Source organism: Mesorhizobium sp. M0408 (assembly GCF_040321495.1).
In the GTDB taxonomy this organism is placed as follows: domain Bacteria; phylum Pseudomonadota; class Alphaproteobacteria; order Rhizobiales; family Rhizobiaceae; genus Mesorhizobium.
This window is the reverse complement of record NZ_JAMYRO010000006.1, coordinates 206490-232325: the sequence shown is the minus strand read 5'-3', so window position 1 is coordinate 232325 and position 25836 is coordinate 206490. Positions and strand designations below refer to the sequence as shown.

The following is a 25836-nucleotide window of genomic DNA, read 5'->3' as shown; positions in this document are numbered from 1 at the left end:
ATGGCGAAGCTGAAACTGGGGCCAATCGCTGACGACAAGCCGGTCAAGGTCATGGTGGAGCTTCCCGCGGCATTGCACCGTGACCTGACCGCTTATGCCGAGATACTCGGCCGCGAAGCGGGGCAACGGCCCGCCGATGCGCCGCGCCTCATCGTCGCGATGTTGGCGCGGTTTATTGCGACGGATCGGGGCTTTGCCAGGGCAAAGCGTTCGGAGGGTGGTTGAGGGCCGGACGACTGAAGTCGAACCGCGTTAGTCGCGCCTCCGAGTCATGGCGTGACTTCAGAAATCGCGCCGCGGCGTCCCGAACTTCCTGCATTGACAGGGGTAGGCCCGGGTCGCGTTGCTGCCACCATGTTTCTTGCGGTCCCAACCAGCCGCAAAAGCGCACGCTTTGGGTTCGATTCCAGCCACACTGCCTTGATCGAACTGATGCTGCTCTGGCCACTGATCGGTTTCCACACCGTGGCGTCGATGGCGACCGTCCTGGCAAAACCCTCGCCCGCCAGAGTCACGCCTTGACCGAGTTGCACCTTGAGGATGACCGTTGCTTCGCTGGCGCGACATATCTGGACAGTGGGACCACCATTCGCAGCGATATGCTCCAGCAAACGCAGATCCCGGGAGGATCCGCCTGAAACCAGCAGACACGTATCTGCAAGATCTGCCCATGTGACCGCAGGCCTTTCAGCAAGCGGATGGTAGCAGGGCAGGAGAACGAACAAGCGCTCGTGCGCAAATATCTCGCTACGGCATAGGGCGGCGTTCTCAAGCCCGTGCGTGAAGACGATGTCGAGGCGCCGGCGGCGTATAGCCGCCAGGCACTGTTCGAGTGGAACGTCTTCGATCGCGACGCACACGTCCGGATGCAAATGGCCAAAACGATCGATGAGACGTGCCACGAACGTGCGCCCCATCTGGGCGCATAACCCTATCCTGACCGTTTTGGAATCCTGGTGACCGCGACTACCTCCAGCAAGGGCATCGTGCAAGCCTTCATAATGGGCCCGGACAAGATCGACCCAGGCCCGGCCTGCCTCGGTCAGCCGAACGCCATGGACGTCGCGGTCAAATAATTGCATGTCCAGCAATTGCTCGAGAGCGACGATGTTGCGGCTGACACAGGATTCCCTCACTCTGAGAACTCTTGCGGCCTGCCTGAGGCTACCATGATCGACAGCTGCGAAGACATGGACCAAACGGCGCAACGTGTTGTTGACCTGTCTCAAGGCTCAGGAGCCTATTCCTGCGCGGCGGCGACGCTAACCGGCAGGGTCGGATACAAGCTCGTTTCGTAGACGTACTCGTGCGGAATGGCTGGAGTGGCCATCTGGGAGAGGTACCGGTTTAGGTTTTCCTCGCTATTGCTCGCCGCGAGGCTACAGAAATTTCCGCTGTTCCACGTCAGGGAGCAGTACCTGAAATGCGCGTGTATTGCGTCGGCCATCTGTGCCAAAGTCACCTCATTGCCGAACATCGTATCCAGAACGAGGGTTTGCTTTTTCTCGATTTCGTCTGCTGGAAAATAGCGCGCCTTGAAGCCGAAATCCTTCTGGTATTCGCGACGCCTGTAGTCCGGCTCCTCGGTTGCCCGGAACTTCTCGACGAAGATGAAGATTCCGTCCTGCTTGAGGTGCTGGGTCACGAACTCGATCTGGCTTGCTCTGTTGGGCGAGTACATCTGGAAGGTTGTATCCTCCAGAATAATGTCGAACCCGTGAGCGAAATTTGCCAGTCGCGGATCCGAGCTCAGAACGTCCTTGGTCAACTTATGGAAGGGGCCGATGAAGAAGTCGGCGTGCGGCGGTTGGCCATAGGCCATGAAGCATTCGTAATTCTCCGCGTTCGGGCTGCACGACAGTGAGCGTACCTTTCCATCGGACAGTTCCGACAGTGTTCTCGCCATCGTGCCTTCCGCTGTTCCAAGGCTGTATAGCGCAAGCGGAGCGCCACGGTGCCGTGCGTATTTCAGCACTGCGTAGGCCATCCGGCACTCTTCCTCCAATCTGTAGGGAATGCTGCCGTGATAGTGCTGGTCGAAAAACCCTTGTCGTGCCGCATGCAGGCTGACCAGGTCGCGGAGCAGTTCATCGCTCGGCAGAAGGCGGGCGTCGGCGACGGGCTTGCGGATTGGCATCCCGCTCTTGCCAGCGGCGGTCGCGGCGAAAAAGCCGGCTAGTCCGTTGATCCGTGGGCCATGGTCGCACTCAGTTAGAAAGTCGTCGAGTCCACGCATCGCAGTATGCCTCCAGCACCGTTCCATTGGTGAGATGCCGATACGTCGATGAGGGAAATTCCACTAAGATAAGTGTGGTCTAATATTTCGCCGGGCTCAAGTATTGGCTGAGCCAACTGGTAGGCCTGCCGGATACAGGCGGCTTTCACTCGTTTGCCATTTTTTCGCTAAAGTCACATCTTCTAGCAATCCAGAGTTATTCGCGTGTTGTTCAGCAACCCATGGTTCGCCACATCATGCAACGACTGGCCACTCGCCAGTAAGGAGGCTGTGGATACGTGAAGACTCTTGCCCTCGACCCGACCGAGAATCGCCGTTCACGGCACCAATCGCTTGCCCACAAGTATGAGAATTGGGGGAGCGTGCGGGCGGACGTAGTCAAAAGAACCGGGCTTGAGCGCCAGGAGACAAGAATCCTTCAGCCAAACCATGTGTTCTTGATGAACCTGAAGGGCACGGCGTGCCGCGGAGAAGACATTGTGGATGGGCGCCGGATTGCCTTTTTGCCGCGCCGGGCCGGTTCGATAATCTTCATGCCCGCCGGCAGTGATTGGAATGGGTGGGACGAGGGGGACGCGACCGCTTCCTACCTCCTGGTCTCGATTGAAAAGGGGTTCGCCGACGACGTTTTTGCGGGAATGGCTCGCCATCGCGCGGCAGTGCTGCCGCCTTCGATCGGATTTCGGGACGGCACTGTAGAGTTGGCGTTGCAGAGGATTGCCTTGGAGCTCAAGCAGCCTGACCCCATCAGCGCAACGATGGTGGAGTGCCAGGCCACGCAATTGCTCGGGCAAATGTTCAGGTTGAACGGCTTCCATCAGGAACCGGCAAAAGGCGGTTTGTCATCGTTCGATCTCAAGCGAGCGGTGGGAATGATTGAGGCGTTGTCGGACGGCAGACCTACGCTCGCCGATCTGGCAAAAGAGGTTGGAGTTAGCCGGTTCCATTTCTGGAGGGCCTTTAAGCAGTCGACAGGCATGACGCCGCACGCATTCATTGCGCAGCGACGGTTGGAGCAGTCCGCGGACATGCTGCGATCGACCAATCTGTCGGCGACGGAAATCGCGATGGAATGTGGTTTCGGCAGCTCGAGCCATTTCACGACCGCCTTTAAGCGGGCTTTCGGCGCGGGCCCGACGGAATTTCGTCGTAAGTGCAGAATCTAGGCCGCCGCTTGTCGGTTCTCAGCAAGTATCGGAAAACACCAACATCACAGTAAAGCAGGCTTGGCGGAAGAAGGTATCCATCGGGGGTCAGCCGGATACGCCGCTCATGTCAAACCTGGTTCGAATTCATCATGCCAAAGGACGGGCCGGCCGGTCCAATCCCTGCCTCGGATTCCTGGCCAGCACGCTATCGGCGGCTGTTGCCCGAAACGGCTACTACATCGCCTCCGCCTGGATTCTCGTCGAGCGAGGATACGGAACTGCCGGCGTGGCGACGTTCCTTGCGATCGTCAGCGTTGTCGAATTCATCGCGAGCCCTCTGGCCGGCGTAGCGGCGGATCGATTTGACAGGCGATGCTTGAACGTTGCGGCAGACCTCAGCCGCTTCGTCGTTATGCTGGTTACCGCTTGCGCGCTCCTCTACATGGACGTGTTTCTGATCATCTGCCTGTCAGCGGCCCTCTTTTCGTTTTGCGACCGTGTCGCGCTAACGAGCTCTCAATCAATGATCCCCGTGATAGCTGACGGCCGCGATCTTGTAGCCACGAATTCCGCCGTCTTCTTCGTCATGCAGGTCGGCAACCTCGGCGCAGCTCTGCTTGCAGGGCCTTTGCTGCATGAGCGCTCCCCAGCCCTGCCATTCACCGTTCTTGCCGCCTTCTTCCTGTTTTCAGCGGGCTGCCTGACCATGATGCGGCTGGAACCGGTTTCGCGTGATGTCCGCATCGCCAAAATCTCGGCAGCCCAAATCGATCTGAGCCTGCGTTGTCTCATTGTCGTCTACGCACTTCTCTATACAAGCGCGGTGCTTGTCAGCGTCATGGGATCGAGCTTCATCTTCCAGGAGCAGAAGGGTACCGCCGTGGATTTCGGCTACCTCGAGGCTGCATGGTCGGCGGGCTCACTGATCGGTGCGGTCTCTCTATTCCGGATTGAAAGAGCGATGAGTACCCACGCGCGGCATCTCATGCTTTTGGGCTTAACGGCGCTGGTCCTCATGGCGCTGACATCTCTGCGCACGCCCTGGACGGTGATCCTTTTTGCAGCTCTCGGATTTCTATACAATCTTGGACGCGTCAGCGTTGAAGTCACATTGCAGTCGCGTGTGTCGGTTTATCTGTTGGGCCGGGCAAAAGGCATTATGCACAGTGTGGCCGTGGCGCTCGGATTAATCGTCTTCGGCGTCGCCGCCGCTGTAGGAGATCGAGCATTTCCTTCGACGATTTTCTTCAGCTTCGGAGTGGTGCTCCTCATCAGTGTTTCGTATTTGAGCGTCGGTGTAATTCAGACACAAGAAAAAGGTGAATCGTGAGGTGGAAGAGCTAACAGCAGTCGTAGATGCGAAACAGGCAGTCCTGGGGTCGCTGACGGCACTCTACCCCTGGATGAGCCCATACCATTCCCGGCCGATCCGCGATTATGCGTTTCGCCTGTTTACGGCGCCGGCTTCGGTTCCCATGCCAGAAATCCGGCTGCGAGCGTTCACCAAACTACTCGACATCATCAGGAAGGCAGCGACACGAAACGGGTTGTCTGCCGATACCGCCTTGGAAATCTGCAGGGATTTCGAAAGGCGCCGCGTGTTGCAGACAGGCCCTCATTTGTTTCTCCTCATGGAGCCAGAAGCCTACTACACGCATATTTTCAGCCTCCTTGGTCTCTCGGCGCATGGCTGTTCGACCTATGTTTCCTACGCCGTTTCGACGGTGAACCTTGTTGAAAAGCCACGCAAGGGACCAGGCTGGCTCACCGTTGGCGGGAAGCCGGTCAACGTCTTTGGCCTGAGCCGAAGCCGGATGATCGGATACAGCCTGCTAGCCGGGCCGGGACCCTATAGGTTCGAGTTGTTGCCGACGGAGCCAAACACTGGGGGAGACGCGCTCACGCTGCTTCGTGCCCTTCTGCCGAAGACGCAATTCGAGCGGCCCGCGCACGCCATCAAGGCAGCCAATCTCATGCTTTGGCCAAAAATGTTCGGAGGCCGCTTTGCCTTCCTGCAGATTGACGACGAGGATATCGCTGACCTGGTGGCCGACCATCTGTCGGACGAAAATTCCTGGCTACGCATGAGACTGCTGGAAGATTCGAAGTTCGCCTCCAATATCCTTGCCGGCCTCGATGGGCTTGCGTCCGGCCCTTGGAGTGGCTGGCTCGCGCGCGGTACTGATTTCTTCTGGCTCTATGAAAATGGCAAACGCCTTCCGCTGCGTCTGGTCGCCGGAGAACTCATCGATCCTGCAACCGGTATGAAGGTGGCGTGCTTCACAGCCCCCGACATCCTCGAGCGGCTGGCAAACCGCAGCCTTGTCCCGAATCTCCTGCTGATGTTTCTGGTTTTGTCGATCCTGCCCGGCGTGCGTGCGCTTGGAGGCAGCTATCAGCCGATCTACTATCCCTTGATGCGTTATGTCGTCTGCCGGGCGCTTGAGGCCGCAGGCGTAGATGAAGATCTTCGGCAGGCTCTCGCAACGGACGACGTACCGGGTGCTTGGGGACATCGGGTAATCGAGTGTGATGATGATCCGCTCGAACTGTTCCTAAATGGCAGGAATGGCGGGGGGAGTGATCTTATCGACCGTTTGGGCGACATTTCCTTCGCCGAGGCATGTGGAAGCATGAAAGGCTTCGTGACAGACCCGTCGTGGCATGAACTTCACAGCCGGCTGCGGCACGGGCTGATTGCGCCGACCGACGAGGAATGGGCTTTTTCCTGAAATGTTCTACGCGCTTCCAGCTCTGGGATGTAGTCGGATGGCGAATGCCTGCTTTGCGCCTCAAGTCGGCCATTCGTCGGCATCGTCGCCAATCCTGTAAGCTGCCGTCCGCACGTGGCTGAATGCCGAAATCGCTCGGCAGACGCCGAGTTACAAGACACCGGTGAATATTCCCGAGTACGATTGCGGCAAGTACAATTCGGATTGACGTTCTCACTCCCGTGCCGATCCGATTCGAGTAAGAGTATTCACAAACGTGGAAATGTGCCTGTGATTGAGCCGACGATTTCCTACCCGCTTCGGCAGCGATAGCTGACTAGGTGGCGGCTCTCTTAGGAAAGGAACGCGCGGCGACAGGGCGCCAGATCGAGAGCCTGCAGGGATCTCAGGAGCTGCAGGGCGAAGCGATGGAGCCGAAAAACCTGCTCGCGGCGCGCTTTCAGATCGACCCTTTGAACCGGTACGGCTCTGGCCCAAGCGGGAAGCGTAAATACAGGGCGTTGTTTACTCTACGGTTGGCATGTAGAGGATTGCAAGAGAATCGCAGGTCGATCGATGTTGGAAATCCCTGCTTTAGAATTAGCGGATGCGAAAGGTGGGCGAGCTGAGGCCGAGAGCTCGCCGGACAATGGTAGCTGCTGAGACGGGGGTACAATGGGAGCAAAGCCTGGATCTCTCTGGAGGCGGTGGGACCTTCACATCCATACGCCAGGTACGAAGATGTCGAACGCATTCGGCGGAGCGACCGACGATGTCTGGGACCGCTACATCGACCTCTTAGAAGCCGCACCAACTGCAGCTTTTGGGATTACGGACTACTTCAGTTGCGACAGTTCATTTGAGCTTATCGCCCGGTACAAGAAGCGATACCCGGAGTCGTCGAAGGTTTTTTTCGTCAACGTCGAACTAAGGCTCTCCGAAGCCATCAGCGCTGAGGGGAAAAGCCCACATCTCCATGTCATTTTCGATAATGACGAGGAACACTGTACTGCAGACAAAGTCTCCAAATTCCTGTCGCAACTCGTCACCAGCCGTACCAACAGCGCCGGGGCACCGGTTACATGTGCCGACCTGGTAACACTGAGCGATTTCGAAGCCGCGTCAGTGGGCTTCCGCGCGGTTGTCGAAGCGCTCGAGACCGTCTTCGGAAAGCATAAGCCATATCTATTGGTCTTCCCCGCCAAGAACGACGGTGTCAAAAGTGCCGACCAGGGGTCTCCTCGGAAAATGGCGATCACTGAGGAGATCGACAAGGGATGTCACGCGTTCTTCGGGGATGCCAAGAGCGGCGAGTATTTCCTAAAAACGAACCGCTATGACGGGTCAATTCCTAAACCGGTCATGGCCGGCAGTGACGCCCATTCATTTGCAGACATCGAGCGTTTGGAAGGTAATGTTGCGAATTTTCCCGCGACATGGATCAAGGCGGATCTCACGTTTCGCGGTCTAAGCCAGATTTGCTACGAGCCGGAATCGAGAGTGTTCATCGGTGATGAACCTCCTGTCGAGCGCCGCAAGGCTGAACAGCCAACAAAGATTCTTTCGCGCCTCGGCATCCGGCAAAAACCTGGCTACAAAGGCGAAAAGGGCATTTGGTTCAAAAATGTCGACATCCCTCTCAATCCTGAGTTGACGGCAATCATCGGAAACAAGGGCAGCGGCAAAAGTGCGCTGGTCGACATTCTGGGCCTCCTCGGTGAAAGCAGGCTTGAATCGCACTTTGGGTTCCTAAGCGACTCCCCCCGTAACAAGAAATTCAAGCAAAAAGGGTATGCCGAGAATTTCGAGGCCGAGGCGACCTGGCACAGCAATACGTCATCGAAAAAGAACCTTGCCGAGAGCGTCGACACGACGAGGCCCGAAACGGTCCGGTATCTACCCCAGAACTACTTCGAGCAACTCACTAACGAGATCGAAATAGACAAATTCCGGAGAGAAATCGAGGATGTCGTCTTCTCGCATGTTGAGGAGACCGAGAAAATGGAGATGGCATCCTTCAAGGAACTACAGGACCTTAAGACCCTCCAAAGCAAGGATGAAACAAGTGCTTTGAAGGCTCGTGTCCGGCAGCTCAACAATGATATTGTTGAGCTTGAGGGCAAGTCCGCTCCACACTTTATGAAGGGCTTGCGGGCGCAGCTGGCTTCCAAGAAGGAGGAACTCCGGGCCTTAGAAGCTGCCGCTCCGGCGGAAGTGCCGAAGCCAGCCGCACAGACTCCCGAACACCAGCAACAGGCAAAAATAATCGAGGAAAGGACGGGCGCACTAGAGGCCTTGAAAGCGGCCGAAGGGAAGGTTGTTGAACAAATTTCTCAGAAGAAGAACCGACATCAACGGTTGATATCATTTAAGGACGGCCTGTCAAACCTCAGCACATCCATCGCGACTAGCACGCAGACGTTGAACGAGACTGCGAAAGGGTTGGGGCTGGACATCAATGCCATTATCTACACGCGGATTGACATAACAGCGGTTGACGCAGCGATTACTTCGGTAAGAGCCGATATCTCATTGCTCGAAAGCCGCACGACAACCGAGATCAACAAGCAAACAGACTTCACGACCCTTGCCAGTCTGCCGGACATTCGCGCCGCGATTGATTTGCATGCAGGTTGGATTGAGGAATTGCGTACCCTTCTAAGCGCGCCACAACGGCGATATCAGACATATCTGGACAAGCTCGCCGCTTGGAACGGACTCAAACTTGCGATCACCGGAGCTGATAGCGATCCCGCGCCAGACACCATTAACGCGCTTGATCAGCAAATCAGGTACATCGAAGAAGACGTGGGTGATAAGATTGACGAAGTGCGCAAGGCGCGAACCGAGCTTGCGGACCTGATATTTTCAAGCAAAAAGAAGATCTTGAAGTTCTATACTGACGTTAAGTCGAGTGTTGAAACGAAGCTAAGTGAGGTGCGCACTGAGGACTTTTCTGTCCAGATAGACGCGGCGTTCGTTCCCGATCGGGAATTTGCTGATGAGCTCCTCGGCAAAATAAACAAGTCAAGACGCGGTCCATTCCATGGCAGCAAGAACCCCGAGGGTGTCTTGCGCACCTTGCTGAACGACGTGAACTGGAATGAATTCTCGACAATTGATGCGTTCGCAGCCAAGATCGTAGAGATCATGAAGGGCAACGACGACAACGGCGCCTATTCCCTCGAAGAGCAAGTCGATCCCAAAGATTTCTACGACTTTTTATACTCGCTGGACTATTTCTCAGCGTCGTATGAACTAAGGTTGGGCAGCAAGAACCTCGACGAGCTGTCGCCAGGGGAGAAGGGCCTACTGCTTTTGGTGTTCTATCTCCAACTGGACACGGACAATACGCCCCTTATCATCGACCAGCCGGAAGACAACCTAGACAATGACAGCATTTTCTCGATACTGGCGAATTGCATTCGGCATGCTAAGAAGAGCCGGCAGGTCATATTGGTAACCCACAACCCAAACCTAGCCGTAGGTGCCGACGCTGAACAGATCGTCTACGTTAAGCTGGACAAAGCGAGGAATTACAAATTCTCATATGAAAGCGGATCAATCGAGGACCCCGCCATCAACAATCGAATCGTGATGGTCCTTGAAGGTTCGCAGCCTGCATTCGTGAAACGCCGCCTGAAGTATCAGATTGCGTGAGTCCGGCCATGAGCGTCGACATTCATACATGCCAACAGGGGTAAATGGCCTGAAACAGGCGTGCCGCACTGTGGGTGGAGCTGCATTGACATCGACGATATCGGGAGCCGTCGCACCTTTGCGGATGTGCAAGTCCGTAGATATCCGGCACGTCCATTACATGCAGCACGAAGACTATCCGCACCGGCTTGCACTCTGCCGCGATAGCGGGAAAAGCGGTCATCTACCTCGAGTGCAATTTCAGGACGTTTTCGCCGACCTGAGCGTCAGCTATCGGCTGCTCGGACGCTGAGAGCCGACAGTCCGCTTTACGGCCCCTTTTTGGTCGGTGTTGGGTTTCTCAACGCGATATTGAATGCCCCGACACATCGCACCCAGTTTGCTCAATTCCAACCATCTCGGGCGCCAGCATCGGCTATCATGATATTGTTCCTATCGAGCCGCAGTCAAACCCCGGTATGTTTGTAGCCGGAGACCGCTCAATGGCATTTCGATTCGTTCACACCGCTGACATCCACCTGGACTCGCCGCTGCGTTCGCTGGCGATGCGAAACCCCGACCTTGCCGAACTCGTCGGAGACGCTAACCGTCAAGCGTTTGTCTCGATCGTGGATCTCTGCCTTGCAGAACGTGTCGAAGCGCTGGTGATTGCCGGCGATCTCTACGATGGCGATCAGACATCGATGAAAACGGCCCGGTTCCTGGCGTTGCAGATGACGCGCCTGCACCAGGCCGGCATCAAAGTTTTCAAGATCCGTGGCAATCATGACGCAATGTCGCGAATATCGAAACAGCTGGTATTCCCGGACACGGTAACGATCTTCGGCGGCCGTCCCCAGTCAGTGCTGCAGACAGCGGGCGGGCTCGACGTCATATTTCATGGCTTGAGCTTTGCTGGCCCCAAGGCGCCGGAAAGTCTGCTGCCCAAATATTCAGCTCCGCGTGAAGGTGCGGTCAATGTCGGCATCATGCATACGAGCCTGGCCGGATCGCCCGGCCACGACGTCTATGCCCCCTGCAGCGTCGCTGACCTGCACAGCCATGGCTTCGACTACTGGGCGCTTGGGCACATCCATGTCCGCCAAGTCCACGCCGGGGCGAGCACCGTGGTGATGCCGGGCATTCCGCAGGGCAGGGACATCAATGAGGCCGGAGAGAAATCCGTCACCCTGGTGACGATACGAGACGACCGCACCGTCGAGATCGAGGAAAGGCTGACCAGTATCGCGCAATTCGAGCGGGTGAACGTTGACGTGGCCGAAACGGTGGAATGGTCCGAAGTCGTCGCAAGAGTCCGCTCCGCGCTGGAAGATGTGCGCGCCTCCGTCAGGTCCCGTCATGTTGTGGTCCGTCTCGGCCTGACCGGGGCGTCACCTTTATCCTGGGCGCTGATCCGTGACCGCGACCTGCTGCTAGCAGAAGCTGAGCAGGTCGCGGAACAGGTCGGCGAAACCTGGGTGGAGAAGCTCGAACTTGACGTCTCTCCATCCGCAGCCGAGGCATCCGGGGGCGTCGCTGATCCGATTTTCGAACTCGCTCAATCCATGCGCGCCGATGCCGGCTCAGAAGCGTTCCGTGCCGAGGCGAGGGCCTTGGTCCAGAAGATGATCGCGGATCTTCCGCCTGACGGGCGTGTTTTCGCCGGCAAAGACGAGGCTGAGCTGGAGTTGTTCCTCGACACGGTGCTTGCCAACGGTGCCGACCTGGTCACCGCTCGCCTCAAGGCCGGTGGACCATAATGAGGCTTCGGCGACTTGATCTTATTCGCTATGGCAAGTTTACCGACAGGACGATAGACTTCGGGCCAAAACCGGAATCCGGTCCCGACCTGCATATCGTTTTCGGCCTGAACGAAGCCGGCAAGTCGACCGCGCTTTCCGGCTATCTGGACCTGCTGTTCGGCATAGAGGAACGCAGCCGCTACAATTTCCTGCACGAATACAGCGCCATGCGTATCGGCGGCGTGCTCGAACTCGGCGGTGCGGAGCACATTTTCACACGCACGAAGCAGCGCACCAACTCATTGTTGAATGAGACTGGCCAACCGGTCAGCGAAATGGCGATATCAGCACATCTGGCCGGCCTGTCTCGCGACGCATATGAGACCATGTTCTCGTTGGACGACGAGACGCTGGAAGCAGGTGGAAAATCAATCCTGGAATCGCGCGGCGACCTGGGCAAGCTGCTGTTCACGGCCAGCGCCGGCCTCGGGCACGCAAGCGATACATTGAGCGTGCTCGAGGCTGAGGCGGACAGGCTCTATCGCAAGCAGGCACACGGAACCGAACTTGCGCTGCTCAAGAAACGGCTTGCGGAACTGAAGGCTGGTAAGGATGCGGTCGACACCTTGGCGTCGACTTATGAGAGCCTTGAAGCCGAGCGCCTGGAGGCGACCGAAAAATACGACCGCAGCATCGCCGAACGGTCGGTCCTGTCGACTCGGCTCGATACGATCGCGAAGTATCTTCGCGCGATCCCGATCCTTGCCGATATCCGACGTAAGGAAGCCCAAGTAGCCGAGTTGCCTGAGATCGCTTCACCGTCACGGACCTGGACCGGCAGCGTCGCCGACATGATCGAGGCCGACGCCAGTCTGAGAACGCGGCTTTCCGCGAGTGTGGACGAGCTCGAACGGGTGACGACAAAAATCGCCTCGTTCGACGTGGACGCGGTGATCCTTGCGATTTCCGAGCGGGTTCGCGGCTTGGCCGACCGCAAGGTGCGCCATGTCTCGGCCGACCTCGACCTGCCAAGCCGCAGGACGGAGTTGCAGATCCTCGACAATGCCGTGGCGACCTGTCTTGCGGCTCTTGGAAGGTCCTCCGAGCCACACCCTGCCAAACTGCTCTTGCCTGCTGCGACCATTGGCGCTGTGCGCACCATGGTCGAGCAGCGCTCCGGGATCGTTACCAGCGTCCGCGTTGCGCGCGAGGAGGCCGCGGCAGCTGCTGATGCGCTTCAGGCGGCACGCGAGCGGGTCGGCGAAGAACGGGCCGTCCCCGAGCCCGCCAGGGCGAGGCTGGTTTCGGCTTTGTCCACGGCAAAGGCCAGCGGGTACATGAGGGAGGCCAAGGCGGCACACGAGGCGGCGGATACAGGTGCAATTCGATGGGAGGCCGCGGTTGCGCGCTTGCATCCCTGGTCGGGAGATGGTCAGGCACTGGCCAGGGTCGCAATTCCGAATGCTGGACAGCTTGGCCTATGGAAGGCGCATGTAGCAGAGCTCGCGAAGAGCAGCAGCATCCTTTCCGAACGCCTTGCCGAGCACCAGGGCAATCACGACTTGCTTTCGGCGCGGCTGGAAGCCCTTCGTGCCTCGGTCGATGTCACCGACGATGATACAGCGGACGCCATTCGGCGCGCCCGGCACGAGGCCTGGGCAAGGCATCGCGATGCCCTGACAGGCGAAACCGCGGATGACTTCGCGGCAGCACTGGCTCGAGACGACAGAGCCGGAGCAGGCCGTCTGGCTAACGCCCGAGAGCTCGTCGAGATCCGCAGCACAAACCGCAACCTCGCAGAAACCGCAGCCACCGTCTCGCATACGCGCGACCAACTTGAACGCAACGGCTCAGATCGGAACGCGGTGCTCTTGGAAATACGCACAGCCGCAAGAGACCTGCTTGGAGTAATCCCGGAAACATCCCCCGAACGGCTGATCGAACTGATCGAGGATCGGATTGCTGCACGCATCGATGCGCTCGCGGCCTGGGAGGAGATCGAGCTTTCGCGCAAGAAGGCCGAGCGGGCGGTTGATGAGGAAGGGCGAATACGGCTGGAGTTGAGCGGTGCGCTGGCGAGCGTCGGCGTCGGTTCGAATCCTGGTGACAGCCTGGAGACAGTCATGGCTGTGGCGGAGCTGTTCCTCGAGAGACAATTCAAGGTGGACGCTGAACGCACCGAGGCGCTCAAGACAGTTAGCACAAGGCAAGAGGATCTTTCCGCCAGGCGCCGAGCTGTCGAAGTCGGGGAGCGGCGTGAGGACGAATGGCTAGTCGGCGTTGCCGAAGCGCTCAAGGGCACCTGGCTCGAGAGCGGCATCTTGGCGCCCAGCGTCGGCGGTGTCCTCGATCAATTGGCCGAACTGTCCAAATGTCTGCAAGACCGCGACGCCATGCAGCTCCGTATCGAGAAGATGGAGGCCGACAGGGACAATTTCCTGGTTGAGGTTTTCGCCGTTGCAGCCGAAGCGGGCGAGGGGATCGACGACGACGAACCGGAACAACTGGCGATCCGGCTTGCCGAGCGCCTCGAGCGAGCCGAGCGCACGCGCGAGACCAAGGCAAGCCTCGTCAATGACCTGCAGCGCTTGCAGGATGGGCGTGAGATCCTCGATGCTGAGATTTCGGCACATGAGCGCCGCAAGAACGAGGTACTGAGCGTCTTTGGCGTGGCCACGCTAGCGGACGTCGTGCAACGCGACGAACTGCTGCGCGACAGGGATCGCTTGCGCACAGCCGTGGCCGAACTCGAGGAGCAGGTGTCGTCCGAGCTTGCGGTGGAAGGGTTCGAGCAGGCGCGTTCGATAGTGGATGCTGTCGATATCGAGAGCCTCGCAGTCGAGAAGGCTGAAGCCGAGCAACGGCTTCGCGACCTCGACGAGGCGATACAGCACCAGCTCATCCGGCAGACGCGCGCGACCGACAAGCTTGACGCCATTGGCGGCGACAGCGCTGTTGCTCGCATAGATGCCGAACGGCGCACCGTCCTTTTGGAAATCGAGGAAAAGGCCGTCCGCTATATCGAGCTGAAACTGGGAATAATGGCGGCGGCGAATGCTCTGCGCGTCTACCGCGAGCGCCATCGATCCGGGATGATGGAGCGCGCATCAGACGCATTCGCCCTCATGACGCGCGGCCAGTACTCTGGTCTGACAACTCAACCGGTCAAGGGTGGGGAAGTGCTCATCGCGTTGCAGCGCGACGGGCAATCCAAGGTCGCCGACGCGCTGTCAAAGGGCGCGCGTTTTCAGCTCTACCTGGCGCTCAGGCTTGCTGGGTACTACGAGTTCGCACAGTTTCGACCCTCGGTGCCATTCATCGCCGACGACATCATGGAAACCTTCGACCATGTCCGGTCAGAGGAGGTTTTCCGATTGTTTGGCGAAATGGCAAGTGCCGGCCAGGTCATTTACCTTACGCATCACCAGCACCTATGCGAGATCGCCAAGACTGTTGTGCCGGGTGTAACGATCCACGAGCTCGGATGAGACTGGACTTTACTTGATGCGTTGCTGACATACCGTGCTGTAAGACCCTGCATGGTATCCGTGTCGAGATGAAATCATAAGCAGACGTGATCCTGGGCATCGGAACTCGCGCACGCTGAACGTCCGCTTTGACGATTCAGGCCTTAAAGCTGCCAGTCCGCTGCGGCCCCTTAGCTGCCAGGCAGCATTGCGCCTCAAATCAGTCGTTCCTCAGGCAACCACCGCATCTTGAAACAGACATCAGCTCTCGACCCTTAGTGGCTTCTTGCTTCAAGGTCGTGCAGCCCGGCTATGACGGCGGTGGCCGCCAATGTCCTACAAGAAATTGCCGTACGTGCCGACATTGCCGTGGATTAGTTAGCTTGTCTGTGCGCTGCGGTTTATCGAGTCCGCCGAGGTGATCTTGCTGCGCGATGTCACTGCGCAGCAAGATCTAACGTTCCAAAACTGGCCAGCCTCGTTGGGGTTGCCTAATTCGCTGCCGCGCCAAGCCACCAGCGCGACGCATGAATGTCAAGCGGTGAAGCCAGGCAGTGCGGGCAGTGAAAGAGGTTCGCTGCGATCTCAACTCCGGTAGACGGTCGGTCGCAATGCAAGCAAAACCAGATGTCGCTCACCCCATGCCCTAAGGGGTGCTCGGCTCGGCCCGCGCTGTCCGGCACGGTTGAGCGGCGAGGCCAATCGGAGGCGATCCGGGCGTGGACTAGTTTGCGCCAACCCGAGGCTATATTGAGCGCGACATTCCGGAAGTCCGTATCATCAATCGGGTTTGCTTTAAGTCGACGATCGGTGACGCGGAAGCGAGGGGGAGCCAAGGGGGCCTCAGGCAAGGTGAGTTCCCAACCTGGTCCCCACATCCGAATATCATCTGCCTGTGTGCTCACCCGATAGCTGTGCCCCTGCAGTTCGCCCTCGAACCTGTCAGCGCCAAGTACGCTCCAGGGATCAGTGCCGATGGAAATCAAAGGGTTTTCGGCAAGTACCAGCGCCTCGACGACAGCAATGTCCTCCGGAGACGGGCGCCATCCTTTCTTTTCCGCGTTGGCGAGGGCGTTCCAGTGTGGATAGCCCAAGGCCTGCGCAACGACTTCCAGTGCGCCGACGTGTTTGATCCGCTTAGCGTGCGCGATATTTCGTGCCGCGGTCTTCAGTTCTTTTAGTTGATCGCTATTGCTCATGATCCATTCCTATCAAGGTCACGGATCCGACATGTGCCCACTGCTAACGGACCCGTCCCAGAGGGAATGGTGGGTTAAGACTCAGCGAAAGCGCACTGCGAGGCTTTGCATGGTGGGCACACAGGCCTGTGCGGAGACCATCACCACGTTGCAGTCTGCGCTAAAAAACGTCAAGCCACTTTGCAGGATTGTACCAAGTTAGGGCCACACCTCTCGGTCCACTCTCGCCCCAAACCGGGCTGCTCTGCGCCACATGTCGGTCATTTTCGGACTGTTATGCAGGTTCCTAAAAGCAGACGCTGCAATTCCTTCGAATTGACCGAGAGTGTGAAATGGGACTTTTACACTGAGACCGTCTCCAGGCTCTAGTCGAAAAACAAATTCCTAATATTTGGGCTAGGAGAGTGCGGGCGGTTGCACGATTTGCCGGGTGCGGCCCTAACGACTTTTTCCTGGAAAATACTCTCGTATTAAGTTCTCGATTCGAGATGGAGAATGTCGACCGTCTTCCGCGACAGTGCGCGTGCCTTTGGAGCACGCTGTCGCCAACTAATGTCGGCGGTCGTCGGACTTTCGCCGTCGGGCTAGTTACACTAGTAGTACCAGCCATGCTTCAAGTCGGTGACAATCGAATCAAAATTTGAAGTGGTTGGGGGAAAATTGAAGCCATTTTACGAAAAACCAATCCTCAATTCGCCCTATCATTCTCCAACTCGGCACCATGCGTTGGGCGATAGCGGCCAACCTCTTGATCACGAACCGCTAAACGGTCGCCGACGCTCGCGCTACATGACTCCGGTGCCGCGCAGCAAGAAGCAAACAGCGAAGGCATCCCAAGGTGAGTTTGGCTTCGAAGATGAAGCGGCCGGGCCTCGCTACAGCGACAACCCGATCATCAATGAGATTCGCACGTACGTAGCGGCTTGGCGCACGCTACCTAACCCGACAGACTGGGGTGTAACGCCAACGACACAACGGCTTCTGCAGCACTGGCGCAATCACAATTTCGCCGACCAGCGCCCATTCTTCTGTCAGATCGAGGCGGTCGAGACAGCTATCTGGCTCGCCGAAGTAGCCCGCGGTCGCAGGCAATACGCGGGAATTTTCAATCATCTCGACAAGGCCAATGCCGAGGCTAATCCCGATCTGTTTCGTATCGCACTCAAATTGGCCACAGGCGCCGGCAAGACGACAGTAATGGCAATGCTGATCGCCTGGCAGGCGATCAACTATGCCCGCCAGCCAGGATCCTCCCTGTTTTCGAAGGGATTTCTGCTGGTCGCTCCGGGCATCACCATCAAGGATCGGCTGCGTGTTCTGCTGCCGTCCGACCCTGAAAACTATTACCGGACTCGCGAGCTTGTGCCGCCCGATATGATGAACGACCTCGGCAATGCCAAGATCGTCATCACCAACTATCATGCATTTCAGCAGCGCGAGACGCTCGACACCAACAAGGTCGGCCGTGCGGTCCTGTCGGGGTGGCGCAATGAGAAGCTTGTGACGCGTGAGTCCGAGGGCGAGATGCTCGAACGCGCCTGCAAGGAGCTGCTCAGCACCAGGAATGTCGTCGTCATCAATGACGAGGCGCACCATTGCTACAGAGAGAAATCCGCTCCGTTGGCTGAAGACCTCAAAGGGGACGACAAGGCCGAAGCTGCAGAGAATAACGCAGCCGCCCGCCTATGGATTTCAGGTCTCGAAGCACTCAAGCGAAAGGTCGGGCTTCGTGCGGTTTATGACCTTTCGGCGACACCATTCTTCCTGCGCGGTTCGGGATACGACGAAGGAACCTTATTTCCTTGGGTTGTCTCGGACTTCTCCCTCGTCGATGCCATCGAATGCGGTATCGTCAAGCTGCCACGCGTGCCGGTTTCGGACAACGCGGTCAATGCGGCGACACCAGTCTTCCGCAATCTTTGGGACCATATCGGCAAGAAGATGCCGAAGAAAGGTGCGGCCAAATCCGGCGAGCTTGATCCGCGCAGCCAATTCCCGGACACACTCGCGACGGCACTTCATGCACTCTACAGCCACTACGAGAAAGAATATGACGAATGGCAGCGCGCCGCCATCGGCGTGCCCCCCGTCTTCATCGTGGTTTGCAACAACACCGCCAGTTCGCGCTTGGTCTATGAGTGGATATCCGGCTTCCAACGGGATGCAGAGGGGGAGCGACAGACCATTCATTGGGGCAATTTGCGGCTGTTTTCGAACTTCGACGAACACACCGGCAATCCCCTCCCACGCATGAACACGATCCTGGTCGACAGCTACCAGATTGAATCGGGTACGCTCGACGACGCCTTCAAGCAGATCGCCGCGCCCGAGATTGAGCGGTTCCGCCAGGAAAAGGCGGAACGCGAAGGCGCCGCCTCGGCTGGCGCAGTCTCGGATAGCGAAATTCTTCGGGAAGTCATGAACACGGTTGGGCGCAAGGGTCGCGTCGGCGAACATGTGCGCTGTGTGGTCTCCGTTTCGATGCTGACCGAGGGATGGGACGCCAACACTGTGACGCACATCCTCGGAGTGCGCGCCTTCGGTACGCAGTTGCTTTGCGAGCAGGTGGTGGGCCGCGGCCTGCGCCGCCAGTCCTACGCGTTGGGCGACGAAACCGATTTGGACGGCAACCGACTGTTTGAGCCGGAATATGCCGACATCCTTGGCATTCCCTTCGACTTCGCCACAGAGCCAGTCGATGTCAAGAAGAAGCCACCCAAGCCTGTCACGCGAGTCTTCGCTGTAAAGGAGCGTTCTGCGCTGTCGATGCGGCTGCCGCGTGTTGCTGGCTATCGGACTGAATTGCCGGACGACCAGCTGACTGCGACTTTCACTGACGAACACCGCCTTGTGCTTGATCCCTCAATGGTTGGTCCCACGACAGCGCGCTTGGAAGGCCTTGTCGGCCTGGGACACGACATTGCTCCAGACATTCTCGACGAGATGCGGCCCGCCGCAATTGCCACACATCTCAGCAAACATTTGCTCGAACGCTATTTGCTCGGTGACAATGGCGAGCCACAATATCACCTCTACTACAAGCTTCAGCCACTTGTGCGCCGCTGGATCAAGGAGTGCTTCGTGCCTGTGGGCGGCACACGAGCCGGCATGCTCACTTATGCCAGCGTCGCCAACCGCGCAGCTTCGCTGATCCACGGTGCTATCCTGCAAGAAGCCGGAAATGTATCGTCTCAGATCGTCAAGGCACTGCTCGATCCTTACAACCCGGCGGTCGTCACCGACCACGTACAGTTCATCACGTCCAAAGCCAAACTGTACGAAACCAATCCGCAGAAATGCCAGATCAACTATGTCGTGGCCGATAGCGGCTGGGAAACAGAGTTCGCCCGGGTCGTCGAAGCACATCCTCAAACACTGGCCTATGTGAAGAACCAGGCACTTGGTTTCGAGGTGCCTTATCTTGCTGGCACGGAGTCACGTAAATACGTGCCGGACTTCATCGTCAGGCTCGATGATGGACATGGTGCCGACGACCCTCTGATGCTGGTGGTTGAGGTGAAGGGCGAGCGTCTGCTCGACGACCAGGTGAAGGCGGAAACAATGCGATCCCTGTTCGTGCCGGGGGTGAACAATCTCGGCACTTTCGGCCGTTGGGGCTTCGTCGAGTTGACTGATGAATTCAGAATGGAGGCGGACTACGCTGCAGCGGTGGAAACGCTGTCGGTTGTCCGGCATTTGGAGAGGGCAAACTGATGGCCGGATCGGCATTCGAAACCAACCCGCATTCGCTGCAGAAGCTGCTCGAACAGTGCAAGAGCGGAGAATTGCAGCTTCCTGACTTTCAGCGAAGCTGGGTGTGGGACGAAGACCGCATAAAAAGCCTGATAGCATCGCTGTCGCGTGCCTTCCCTGTCGGCGCCATCATGACGCTGAAGACAGGCGGAGACGTGAACTTCAAGCCCCGCACAGTTGAAGGGGCGCCGACCGGCGCGTCGACAACGCCTCAGGCTTTGCTTCTTGACGGACAGCAGCGTTTGACGTCGCTCTATCAGGTGACATTGCGTGGCCAAGTGGTCGAAACGGTCACACCAAAGAACAAGCGGGTGAAGCGGTGGTTCTACATCGATATTCTGAAGGCGCTCGACCCGGAATGCAGCCGCGAGGATGCCATCGTGGGCGTGCCCGAGGATCGAATCCTTCGGGAGAATTTCAACAAAGACGTAGTTCTCGACCTCTCTACTCGGGAGAATGAGTTCGACGCTCTGATGTATCCGTTGTCGATGGTGTTCGACTGGAACACTTGGCAGATGCAGTTCATCAGCCACACCCAGACGGACGGTACTTTTGCCGAGCACTGGCCGACCATTAGCCGCTTCCACGACGAGGTTATCCAGAATTTCGCCTCGTATCAGGTGCCGGTCATTGCCCTCGGCAAAGATACGTCGAAGGAGGCGGTGTGCCTGGTATTTGAAAAGGTCAATACCGGCGGCAAACCGCTTGATGCGTTCGAGCTTGTCACTGCCATGTACGCCGCCGAAGGCCACGAGCTGCGCAAGGATTGGTATGGGGACACGGCCACGAAAGGTAGGCATCGCCGCCTCGTCGAGGCGGTTCGCCCTCCGGGCCAGGATACGGGCATTCTGGCACAGGTCGGCAACACGGACTTCCTGCAGGCCCTGTCGTTGTTTCACACTCGTGACAGACGGCGGGAAGCCGCGGCCGCTGGTAAACAGGGCAAGGAACTCCCCGCCGTTACCGGCAACCGGCAGGCACTCCTGAACCTGCCCCTTGCCGCTTACAAAAAATACGAAACCCAAGTTGAGCACGGCTTTGTGCGGGCGGCAAAATTCCTCAATATGCTGCACATCTATCGCGTGTTCGATCTTCCCTACCAATCCCAGATCGTTCCACTGGCGGCGATCCTCGCCGACATCGGCGAGGCGTGGGAATTTGAAGCCAACCGCCAGAAGCTGGTGCAATGGTATTGGAACGGTGTATTCGGCGAACTCTACGGCTCTGCCGTGGATACAAGAATCGCCCGAGATTTCATGGAAGTGCCGAGTTGGCTGAAGGACGGACCTGTTCCTTCGACCGTCAGTGAAACGATCTTCAGGGCCGACCGTCTGAAGACCATGCGCATGCGTCTCTCCGCGGCCTATAAGGGCGTGAATTCTCTGCTGATGAAGGAAGGCGCGGAAGACTTCCGGTCCGGCCAGAAATTCGATCACTCGGTCTTCTTCGGTGAGGCGGTGGATATCCACCACATCTTCCCAAAGCAGTGGTGCATCAACAACGGTTACAAGCCGGACGTCTATGATGCGATTATCAACAAGACCCCGCTCTCCTACAGGACGAACCGCATCATCGGTGGCATCGCACCAACCAGCTATTTGAAGAAGTTAGAGACCGGCACGCCGGATACCCCAGCAATAGGGCCGACGCGGCTCGACGCGATTCTGTCCACGCACCTGATTGATCCTACGTTGTTGCGAGCCGACGCCTTCGAAATGTTCTTGGTCGATCGACAGAAGCGGCTACTTTTGCTGATTGAACAGGCCATGGGCAAGAAAGCCTATGCCGGCGATGTCGCCGAGGAGGGTGAAGACGACGAACAGGACGAAGACGGGGTTGAGGCCGAGAAAACGATGGCTGCAGCATAGAGGTTGACGGGGAGGGGATTATGGAAACGTTCGAGGCGGTGCAGAGGCGCCAGCAGTCGCAGTTCTTTGCAGAACTTGGCAGCGAAGCACTTATGCCAGGATGGCCTTACAGGCTGGTTGACGAGCGCCGTCCGTTCAATGTCGCGCCTACGGTGCGTGAGGAATCAAAAACCTACTTCGAGAAACACGGTATCCAGTGGCACAGGCACGCCAATCATGCACTCTCCTCGCAGGTCTGCTGCGTCAACTTCCTGATGCCGCTCGCTCGCCGCCCAGAATCTCTTGCCGCGTTGGTCCAGGCCGCGATAGGAGGCCAGCGTCCGACGATGCTCCCCGTTGAAGATGGCGTGGACGGCACCCCGCGTTATGTGGGGTTCGAGTGGATCGGCATCGCCGACCATCTGAGCGAGGGCAGCAGTTCAAGGGCCCGCACGCGCGGAGCCAACGCTACTGCTGCCGACGCCGCGGTCCGCTTCGAACGTGGCGGAATTATCGAAACATTGCTGATCGAATGGAAATATACCGAGCACTACGGAGCACCGATCTCCAAGAGTGGCAACGCCACCCGCACGAAGCGTTATTCCGACATCGCGTTTTGGCCCCACGGTCCAATCAGGAGCGATCTCGACCTCACACTTGACGATTTCTACTACGAGCCCTTTTACCAGTTGCTGCGTCAGCAGATGCTCGCTTTCCACATGCAAAAAATGAAGGAGCAGGGTGCTGACCGTGTCAGCGTTCTGCATATCTCGCCAGCGGGAAACAAGGCACTGCGCAAGGTCACCTCGCCGACGCTGCGCCGTTTTGGGGAAGATGTCTTCGCGGTCTGGAAGCGCTTGCTTGTCGACCCGACGTCGTTTGTCAGTTGTTCGACCGAGAGTTTGTTCGGTCCCTTGCTGGACAAGGCAGCGGACGACGACGCCGAATGGGCGCGCTACCTGAAGCGTCGCTACGCATTTCTCGAAATACCGGATACCGATCGGAAAAAATAATGGCCAAAGGCCCCAAGGACATCGATGCCCTGCGCCACAAGGACAGGCGCATCAACAACCCGACCGCCGAAATGGCGAGCCTCTACGAGCAGCAAGAAGAGATGCTGGGTGAGGCGCCGCACGCCATGATCCTGGCGCGCGCCCGGCCGCTGGCGGAGGGCGCGACGCGTTCACGTGATGTCGACGCCGACCCGCAGATCGTCTGGAACGGGATGAAGATCTCGCTGACCAGCGCCCAGGTCGAGAAGCTACGGGAAACCGGCAGCGTCGAGATCGGCGATGCGCAGCTGGTCTGGCGCGGCAAGGATACCCAGGATTGGTCAGACCTCGTGGTCAATGCGCCGCCGCTCTACATCCAGGAGAAAGTACACCCGAAAGCAATCATCGACGACCTCAAGCGCGGCTCGGATTCTTCCCGCCAGGCCGCCACCGATGCGCCAGATCTGTTCGCTGATTTCAACGGGCTGACAGACCCGGAGGCGCGAGCCGAATTCTACCAGCATTCGGTACACTGGCAGAACCGCTTTATACTCGGTGATAGCCTGCAAGTGATGGCGAGCCTGGCCACTCGCGAGGCAATGAAGGGTAAGGTGCAGGCGATCTATTTCGACCCGCCCTACGGGATTAAGTTCAATTCCAACTGGCAGGTCTCCACGCAGTCGCGCGATGTCAAGGATGGGAAGGCGCAGGACGTCACGCGCGAACCTGAACAGGTGAAAGCGTTCCGCGACACCTGGAAGGACGGTATCCACTCCTACCTCACTTATCTGCGCGACCGGCTCTCCGTCGCACGTGAACTTCTGACCGAAAGCGGCTCGATCTTCGTGCAGATCAGTGACGAGAACTGTCACAGAGTCAGAGCCCTCTTGGATGAAGTATTTGGCGAAGCCAGCTACGTGAACACAATTGCCTTCAAAAAGAAAAGCGCGACGATAGTAACTGAGACGGTTTTTGACGAAATTCTCTGGTATTGCAGGGCGCCTGGGCGACTTAAAGTGCGAGAACTCTACGAAATTCGCCGTGATCCTGAGGGCGAGACGAAATTCAATTCGATAGTTATGCCAGATTCAACTGTAGTGAATATTTCAAAGGCCGATATAATTGAAATTGAAAAATTATTGAGTGATGGCGGGAAATGGGCGCGGGTAAACTACCCTATCGTCAGCCAACATCCAAGTAAGACAAGAAGTGGGAACTATATTTACCGCGGGAAGCCGAAAACGTGCGGCATTAACAAACAGTGGCGGTTTGGACTGGAGGAAGGCATGCCCCGCTTGGAGAGGAGTGGTCGCTTATTTGATGGCGGTGGCGACTCTCTTGGCGGAGTGGCATTCTGGGAGGATTGGAACCAGGTCGCGCGGTCAAATATCTGGTCTGATGTCCACGGTGAGAAGTATCCATCGTACATCGTCCAGACATCCGTTACGCCGATTGAACGCTGTGTGTTGATGACTACAGATCCGGGCGACCTCGTGCTTGATCCCACCTGCGGATCGGGCACGACGGCGACCGTCGCAGAGCAGTGGGGTCGACGCTGGGTCACGATCGATACTAGCCGCGTGGCGCTGGCGCTCGCCCGAGCCCGACTAATGAGCGCACGCTATCCTTACTACCTGCTGGCTGACAGTCCCGATGGACAGGCGCAGGAGGGAAAGATTATGGGCCGTGTGCCTTCGCAGCAGTCGACTTCTGGCGACCTCCGACAGGGCTTCGTCTACGAACGCGCGCCGCGTATCAAGCTCAAATCTATCGCCAACAACGCGCGCATTGATGACATCTGGGAGCGTTGGCAGACGGTTCTGGAGCCGCTGAGAAAGAAGCTAAACGAGGCGGCGGGAATGGAATGGCAGGAGTGGGAAATCCCAAGGCTCCCGGAGGATGCCTGGGACGAGAAGTGGGCGAAACAGCACGCAATCGCCATAGATAAAAGCCAGCCGCTGAAGTCTCGCCAAGCGGCAGTTGATAAAATGAACGCGGAGTGGGGTTGGGATTATACCTTAACGTCGTTGCCAGAGCGGCCGGCCGACCCTTGGGGGCGGGAATGGTCGAAGGCGGAAGCGTTGTTGGAGAAATGGTGGGAAGGCCGCATCGCGCGCCAGAAGGAGATCGACGAAGCGATCGCGAAGGCTGCTGATGTCGAGATGCTCTACGACCGACCTTATGAAGACAAGTCGCGCGTGCGCGTTGCGGGCCCGTTCACAGTCGAAAGCCTGTCGCCGCATCGGGTGGCGACCAGCCGCGATGACAGCCTGGGAGAAGAGGTCATAGCGATCGATGGCGGACTACAGCGCGGGCCGGCGAACGCACCGGAAGTCGATTTCGGGGCCATGGTGCTGGAGCACCTGCGTTCCGCGGGCGTACACCAGCATGCCAAGGCAGACACGATCCGCTTCTCGTCGGTCGATCCATGGCCGGGAAATTTCCTCGCGGCCGAAGGCCGCTACACCGACGGGGACGGTAAGCAGAAGCGGGCTGGTATACTAATCGGCCCGGAGTTCGGCACGCTGACGCGCAGCCAGATTACCGCCGCTGCTCGTGAGGCATCCGACACACGCTTCGACGCCCTGATCGCCTGCGCCTTCAACTTCGAGGCTGGCGCGGCCGATCTCAACCGGCTAGGCCCGCTCGCCATCCTCAAGGCTCGGATGAACCCGGATTTGCATATGGCTGACGATCTCAAAAACACTGGCAAGGGCAATCTTTTCGTCGTTTTCGGAGAACCCGACATCGACATCAGCGAGACGCCAAAGGGCGAGATCGTCGTCAAGGTCAACGGCATCGATGTCTTTGATCCGTCGACCGGCGAAATTCGCTCCGACGATGCCGATGGCATCGCCTGCTGGTTCATCGATACCGACTACAACGAGGAGAGCTTTTTCGTCCGTCACGCCTATTTTCTCGGCGCCAATGATCCCTACAAATCGTTGAAAACAGCACTTCGGGCCGAGATCGATGAGGATGCCTGGGCAACACTCTATTCCGACACGTCAAGACCTTTCTTGCGTCCGAAGACCGGCCGGATCGCCGTCAAGGTGATCAATCATTTCGGAGATGAAGTGCTGAAAGTTTTTGGGGTCTGAG

Annotated in this window: 14 protein-coding genes; 11 read left to right on the top strand and 3 right to left on the bottom strand. The window is 57.9% G+C overall.

The genetic code is table 11. The features are described from left to right. Positions 1 to 225, top strand: coding sequence for a DUF2274 domain-containing protein (locus tag NKI67_RS09790; RefSeq protein WP_023832362.1), 225 nt, complete (start codon positions 1 to 3; stop codon positions 223 to 225). Positions 226 to 269: 44 nt separating this feature from the next. Here NKI67_RS09790 and NKI67_RS09785 read toward each other — a convergent pair whose 3' ends face one another. After that, positions 270 to 1229 (bottom strand): LysR family transcriptional regulator, encoded by a 960-nt coding sequence (locus tag NKI67_RS09785; RefSeq protein ID WP_352645169.1) that lies wholly within the window; start codon positions 1227 to 1229, stop codon positions 270 to 272. Positions 1230 to 1240: 11 nt separating this feature from the next. Continuing rightward, entirely contained in the window at positions 1241 to 2236 is a 996-nt protein-coding gene (locus NKI67_RS09780; protein WP_352645167.1) for a class I SAM-dependent methyltransferase, read from the bottom strand. A gap of 278 nt (positions 2237 to 2514) precedes the next feature. Here NKI67_RS09780 and NKI67_RS09775 point away from each other — a divergent pair, with 278 nt between their 5' ends. The 6 genes from NKI67_RS09775 to NKI67_RS09750 all read left to right on the top strand — a co-directional run bounded on the left by NKI67_RS09775 (position 2515) and on the right by NKI67_RS09750 (position 14964). Further along, the gene (locus tag NKI67_RS09775; RefSeq protein ID WP_352645165.1) at positions 2515 to 3402 is read left to right on the top strand and encodes a helix-turn-helix transcriptional regulator; all 888 of its coding nucleotides are present in this window, start codon (positions 2515 to 2517) and stop codon (positions 3400 to 3402) included. A gap of 106 nt (positions 3403 to 3508) precedes the next feature. Further along, positions 3509 to 4714 carry an MFS transporter gene (locus NKI67_RS09770; protein ID WP_352645163.1) on the top strand — a complete coding sequence of 402 codons (1206 nt, stop codon included), beginning with the start codon at positions 3509 to 3511 and terminating at the stop codon, positions 4712 to 4714. A gap of 658 nt (positions 4715 to 5372) precedes the next feature. Continuing rightward, positions 5373 to 6116, top strand: coding sequence for a hypothetical protein (locus NKI67_RS09765; protein ID WP_352645161.1), 744 nt, complete (start codon positions 5373 to 5375; stop codon positions 6114 to 6116). A 654-nt stretch (positions 6117 to 6770) separates the two neighbouring features. Then, complete coding sequence (locus NKI67_RS09760; RefSeq protein WP_352645159.1) at positions 6771 to 9755, top strand: TrlF family AAA-like ATPase; 2985 nt, start codon at positions 6771 to 6773, stop codon at positions 9753 to 9755. A 482-nt stretch (positions 9756 to 10237) separates the two neighbouring features. Then, positions 10238 to 11494, top strand: coding sequence for a metallophosphoesterase family protein (locus NKI67_RS09755; RefSeq protein ID WP_352645157.1), 1257 nt, complete (start codon positions 10238 to 10240; stop codon positions 11492 to 11494). Continuing rightward, positions 11494 to 14964: an ATP-binding protein gene (locus NKI67_RS09750; protein ID WP_352645156.1), complete on the top strand. Its 3471-nt coding sequence runs from the start codon at positions 11494 to 11496 to the stop codon at positions 14962 to 14964. Before NKI67_RS09755 ends, NKI67_RS09750 begins: the two co-directional genes overlap by 1 nt. A 470-nt stretch (positions 14965 to 15434) precedes the next feature. On the opposite strand, the gene NKI67_RS09745 is transcribed toward NKI67_RS09750, so the two are convergent. Next, positions 15435 to 16142: a hypothetical protein gene (locus NKI67_RS09745; RefSeq protein ID WP_352645154.1), complete on the bottom strand. Its 708-nt coding sequence runs from the start codon at positions 16140 to 16142 to the stop codon at positions 15435 to 15437. 621 nt (positions 16143 to 16763) lie between these two features. Here NKI67_RS09745 and NKI67_RS09740 point away from each other — a divergent pair. From NKI67_RS09740 to NKI67_RS09725, 4 genes are read left to right on the top strand one after another with little or no spacing between them, the layout of a single operon-like run. Next, entirely contained in the window at positions 16764 to 19856 is a 3093-nt protein-coding gene (locus NKI67_RS09740) for a BPTD_3080 family restriction endonuclease (RefSeq protein WP_502909332.1), read from the top strand. Then, the gene (locus tag NKI67_RS09735) at positions 19856 to 21763 is read left to right on the top strand and encodes a GmrSD restriction endonuclease domain-containing protein (RefSeq protein WP_352645152.1); all 1908 of its coding nucleotides are present in this window, start codon (positions 19856 to 19858) and stop codon (positions 21761 to 21763) included. Before NKI67_RS09740 ends, NKI67_RS09735 begins: the two co-directional genes overlap by 1 nt. A 20-nt stretch (positions 21764 to 21783) precedes the next feature. Further along, positions 21784 to 22755, top strand: coding sequence for a PGN_0703 family putative restriction endonuclease (locus tag NKI67_RS09730; protein ID WP_352645150.1), 972 nt, complete (start codon positions 21784 to 21786; stop codon positions 22753 to 22755). Continuing rightward, positions 22755 to 25835, top strand: a complete 3081-nt coding sequence (locus NKI67_RS09725; protein WP_352645148.1) for a site-specific DNA-methyltransferase — start codon at positions 22755 to 22757, stop codon at positions 25833 to 25835. Before NKI67_RS09730 ends, NKI67_RS09725 begins: the two co-directional genes overlap by 1 nt. The last annotated feature ends 1 nt before the right edge of the window (position 25836 follow it).

What these genes read in the sequence shown, in the direction of transcription:
- NKI67_RS09765 (WP_352645161.1), top strand. Translation starts at nt 5,373, where the DNA reads ATGTTCGGAGGCCGCTTTGCCTTCCTGCAGATTGACGACGAGGATATC.
- NKI67_RS09780 (WP_352645167.1), bottom strand. Translation starts at nt 2,236, where the DNA reads ATGCGTGGACTCGACGACTTTCTAACTGAGTGCGACCATGGCCCACGG.
- NKI67_RS09745 (WP_352645154.1), bottom strand. Translation starts at nt 16,142, where the DNA reads ATGAGCAATAGCGATCAACTAAAAGAACTGAAGACCGCGGCACGAAAT.
- NKI67_RS09750 (WP_352645156.1), top strand. Translation starts at nt 11,494, where the DNA reads ATGAGGCTTCGGCGACTTGATCTTATTCGCTATGGCAAGTTTACCGAC.
- NKI67_RS09735 (WP_352645152.1), top strand. Translation starts at nt 19,856, where the DNA reads ATGGCCGGATCGGCATTCGAAACCAACCCGCATTCGCTGCAGAAGCTG.
- NKI67_RS09760 (WP_352645159.1), top strand. Translation starts at nt 6,771, where the DNA reads ATGGGAGCAAAGCCTGGATCTCTCTGGAGGCGGTGGGACCTTCACATC.
- NKI67_RS09725 (WP_352645148.1), top strand. Translation starts at nt 22,755, where the DNA reads ATGGCCAAAGGCCCCAAGGACATCGATGCCCTGCGCCACAAGGACAGG.
- NKI67_RS09790 (WP_023832362.1), top strand. Translation starts at nt 1, where the DNA reads ATGGCGAAGCTGAAACTGGGGCCAATCGCTGACGACAAGCCGGTCAAG.
- NKI67_RS09770 (WP_352645163.1), top strand. Translation starts at nt 3,509, where the DNA reads ATGTCAAACCTGGTTCGAATTCATCATGCCAAAGGACGGGCCGGCCGG.
- NKI67_RS09730 (WP_352645150.1), top strand. Translation starts at nt 21,784, where the DNA reads ATGGAAACGTTCGAGGCGGTGCAGAGGCGCCAGCAGTCGCAGTTCTTT.
- NKI67_RS09755 (WP_352645157.1), top strand. Translation starts at nt 10,238, where the DNA reads ATGGCATTTCGATTCGTTCACACCGCTGACATCCACCTGGACTCGCCG.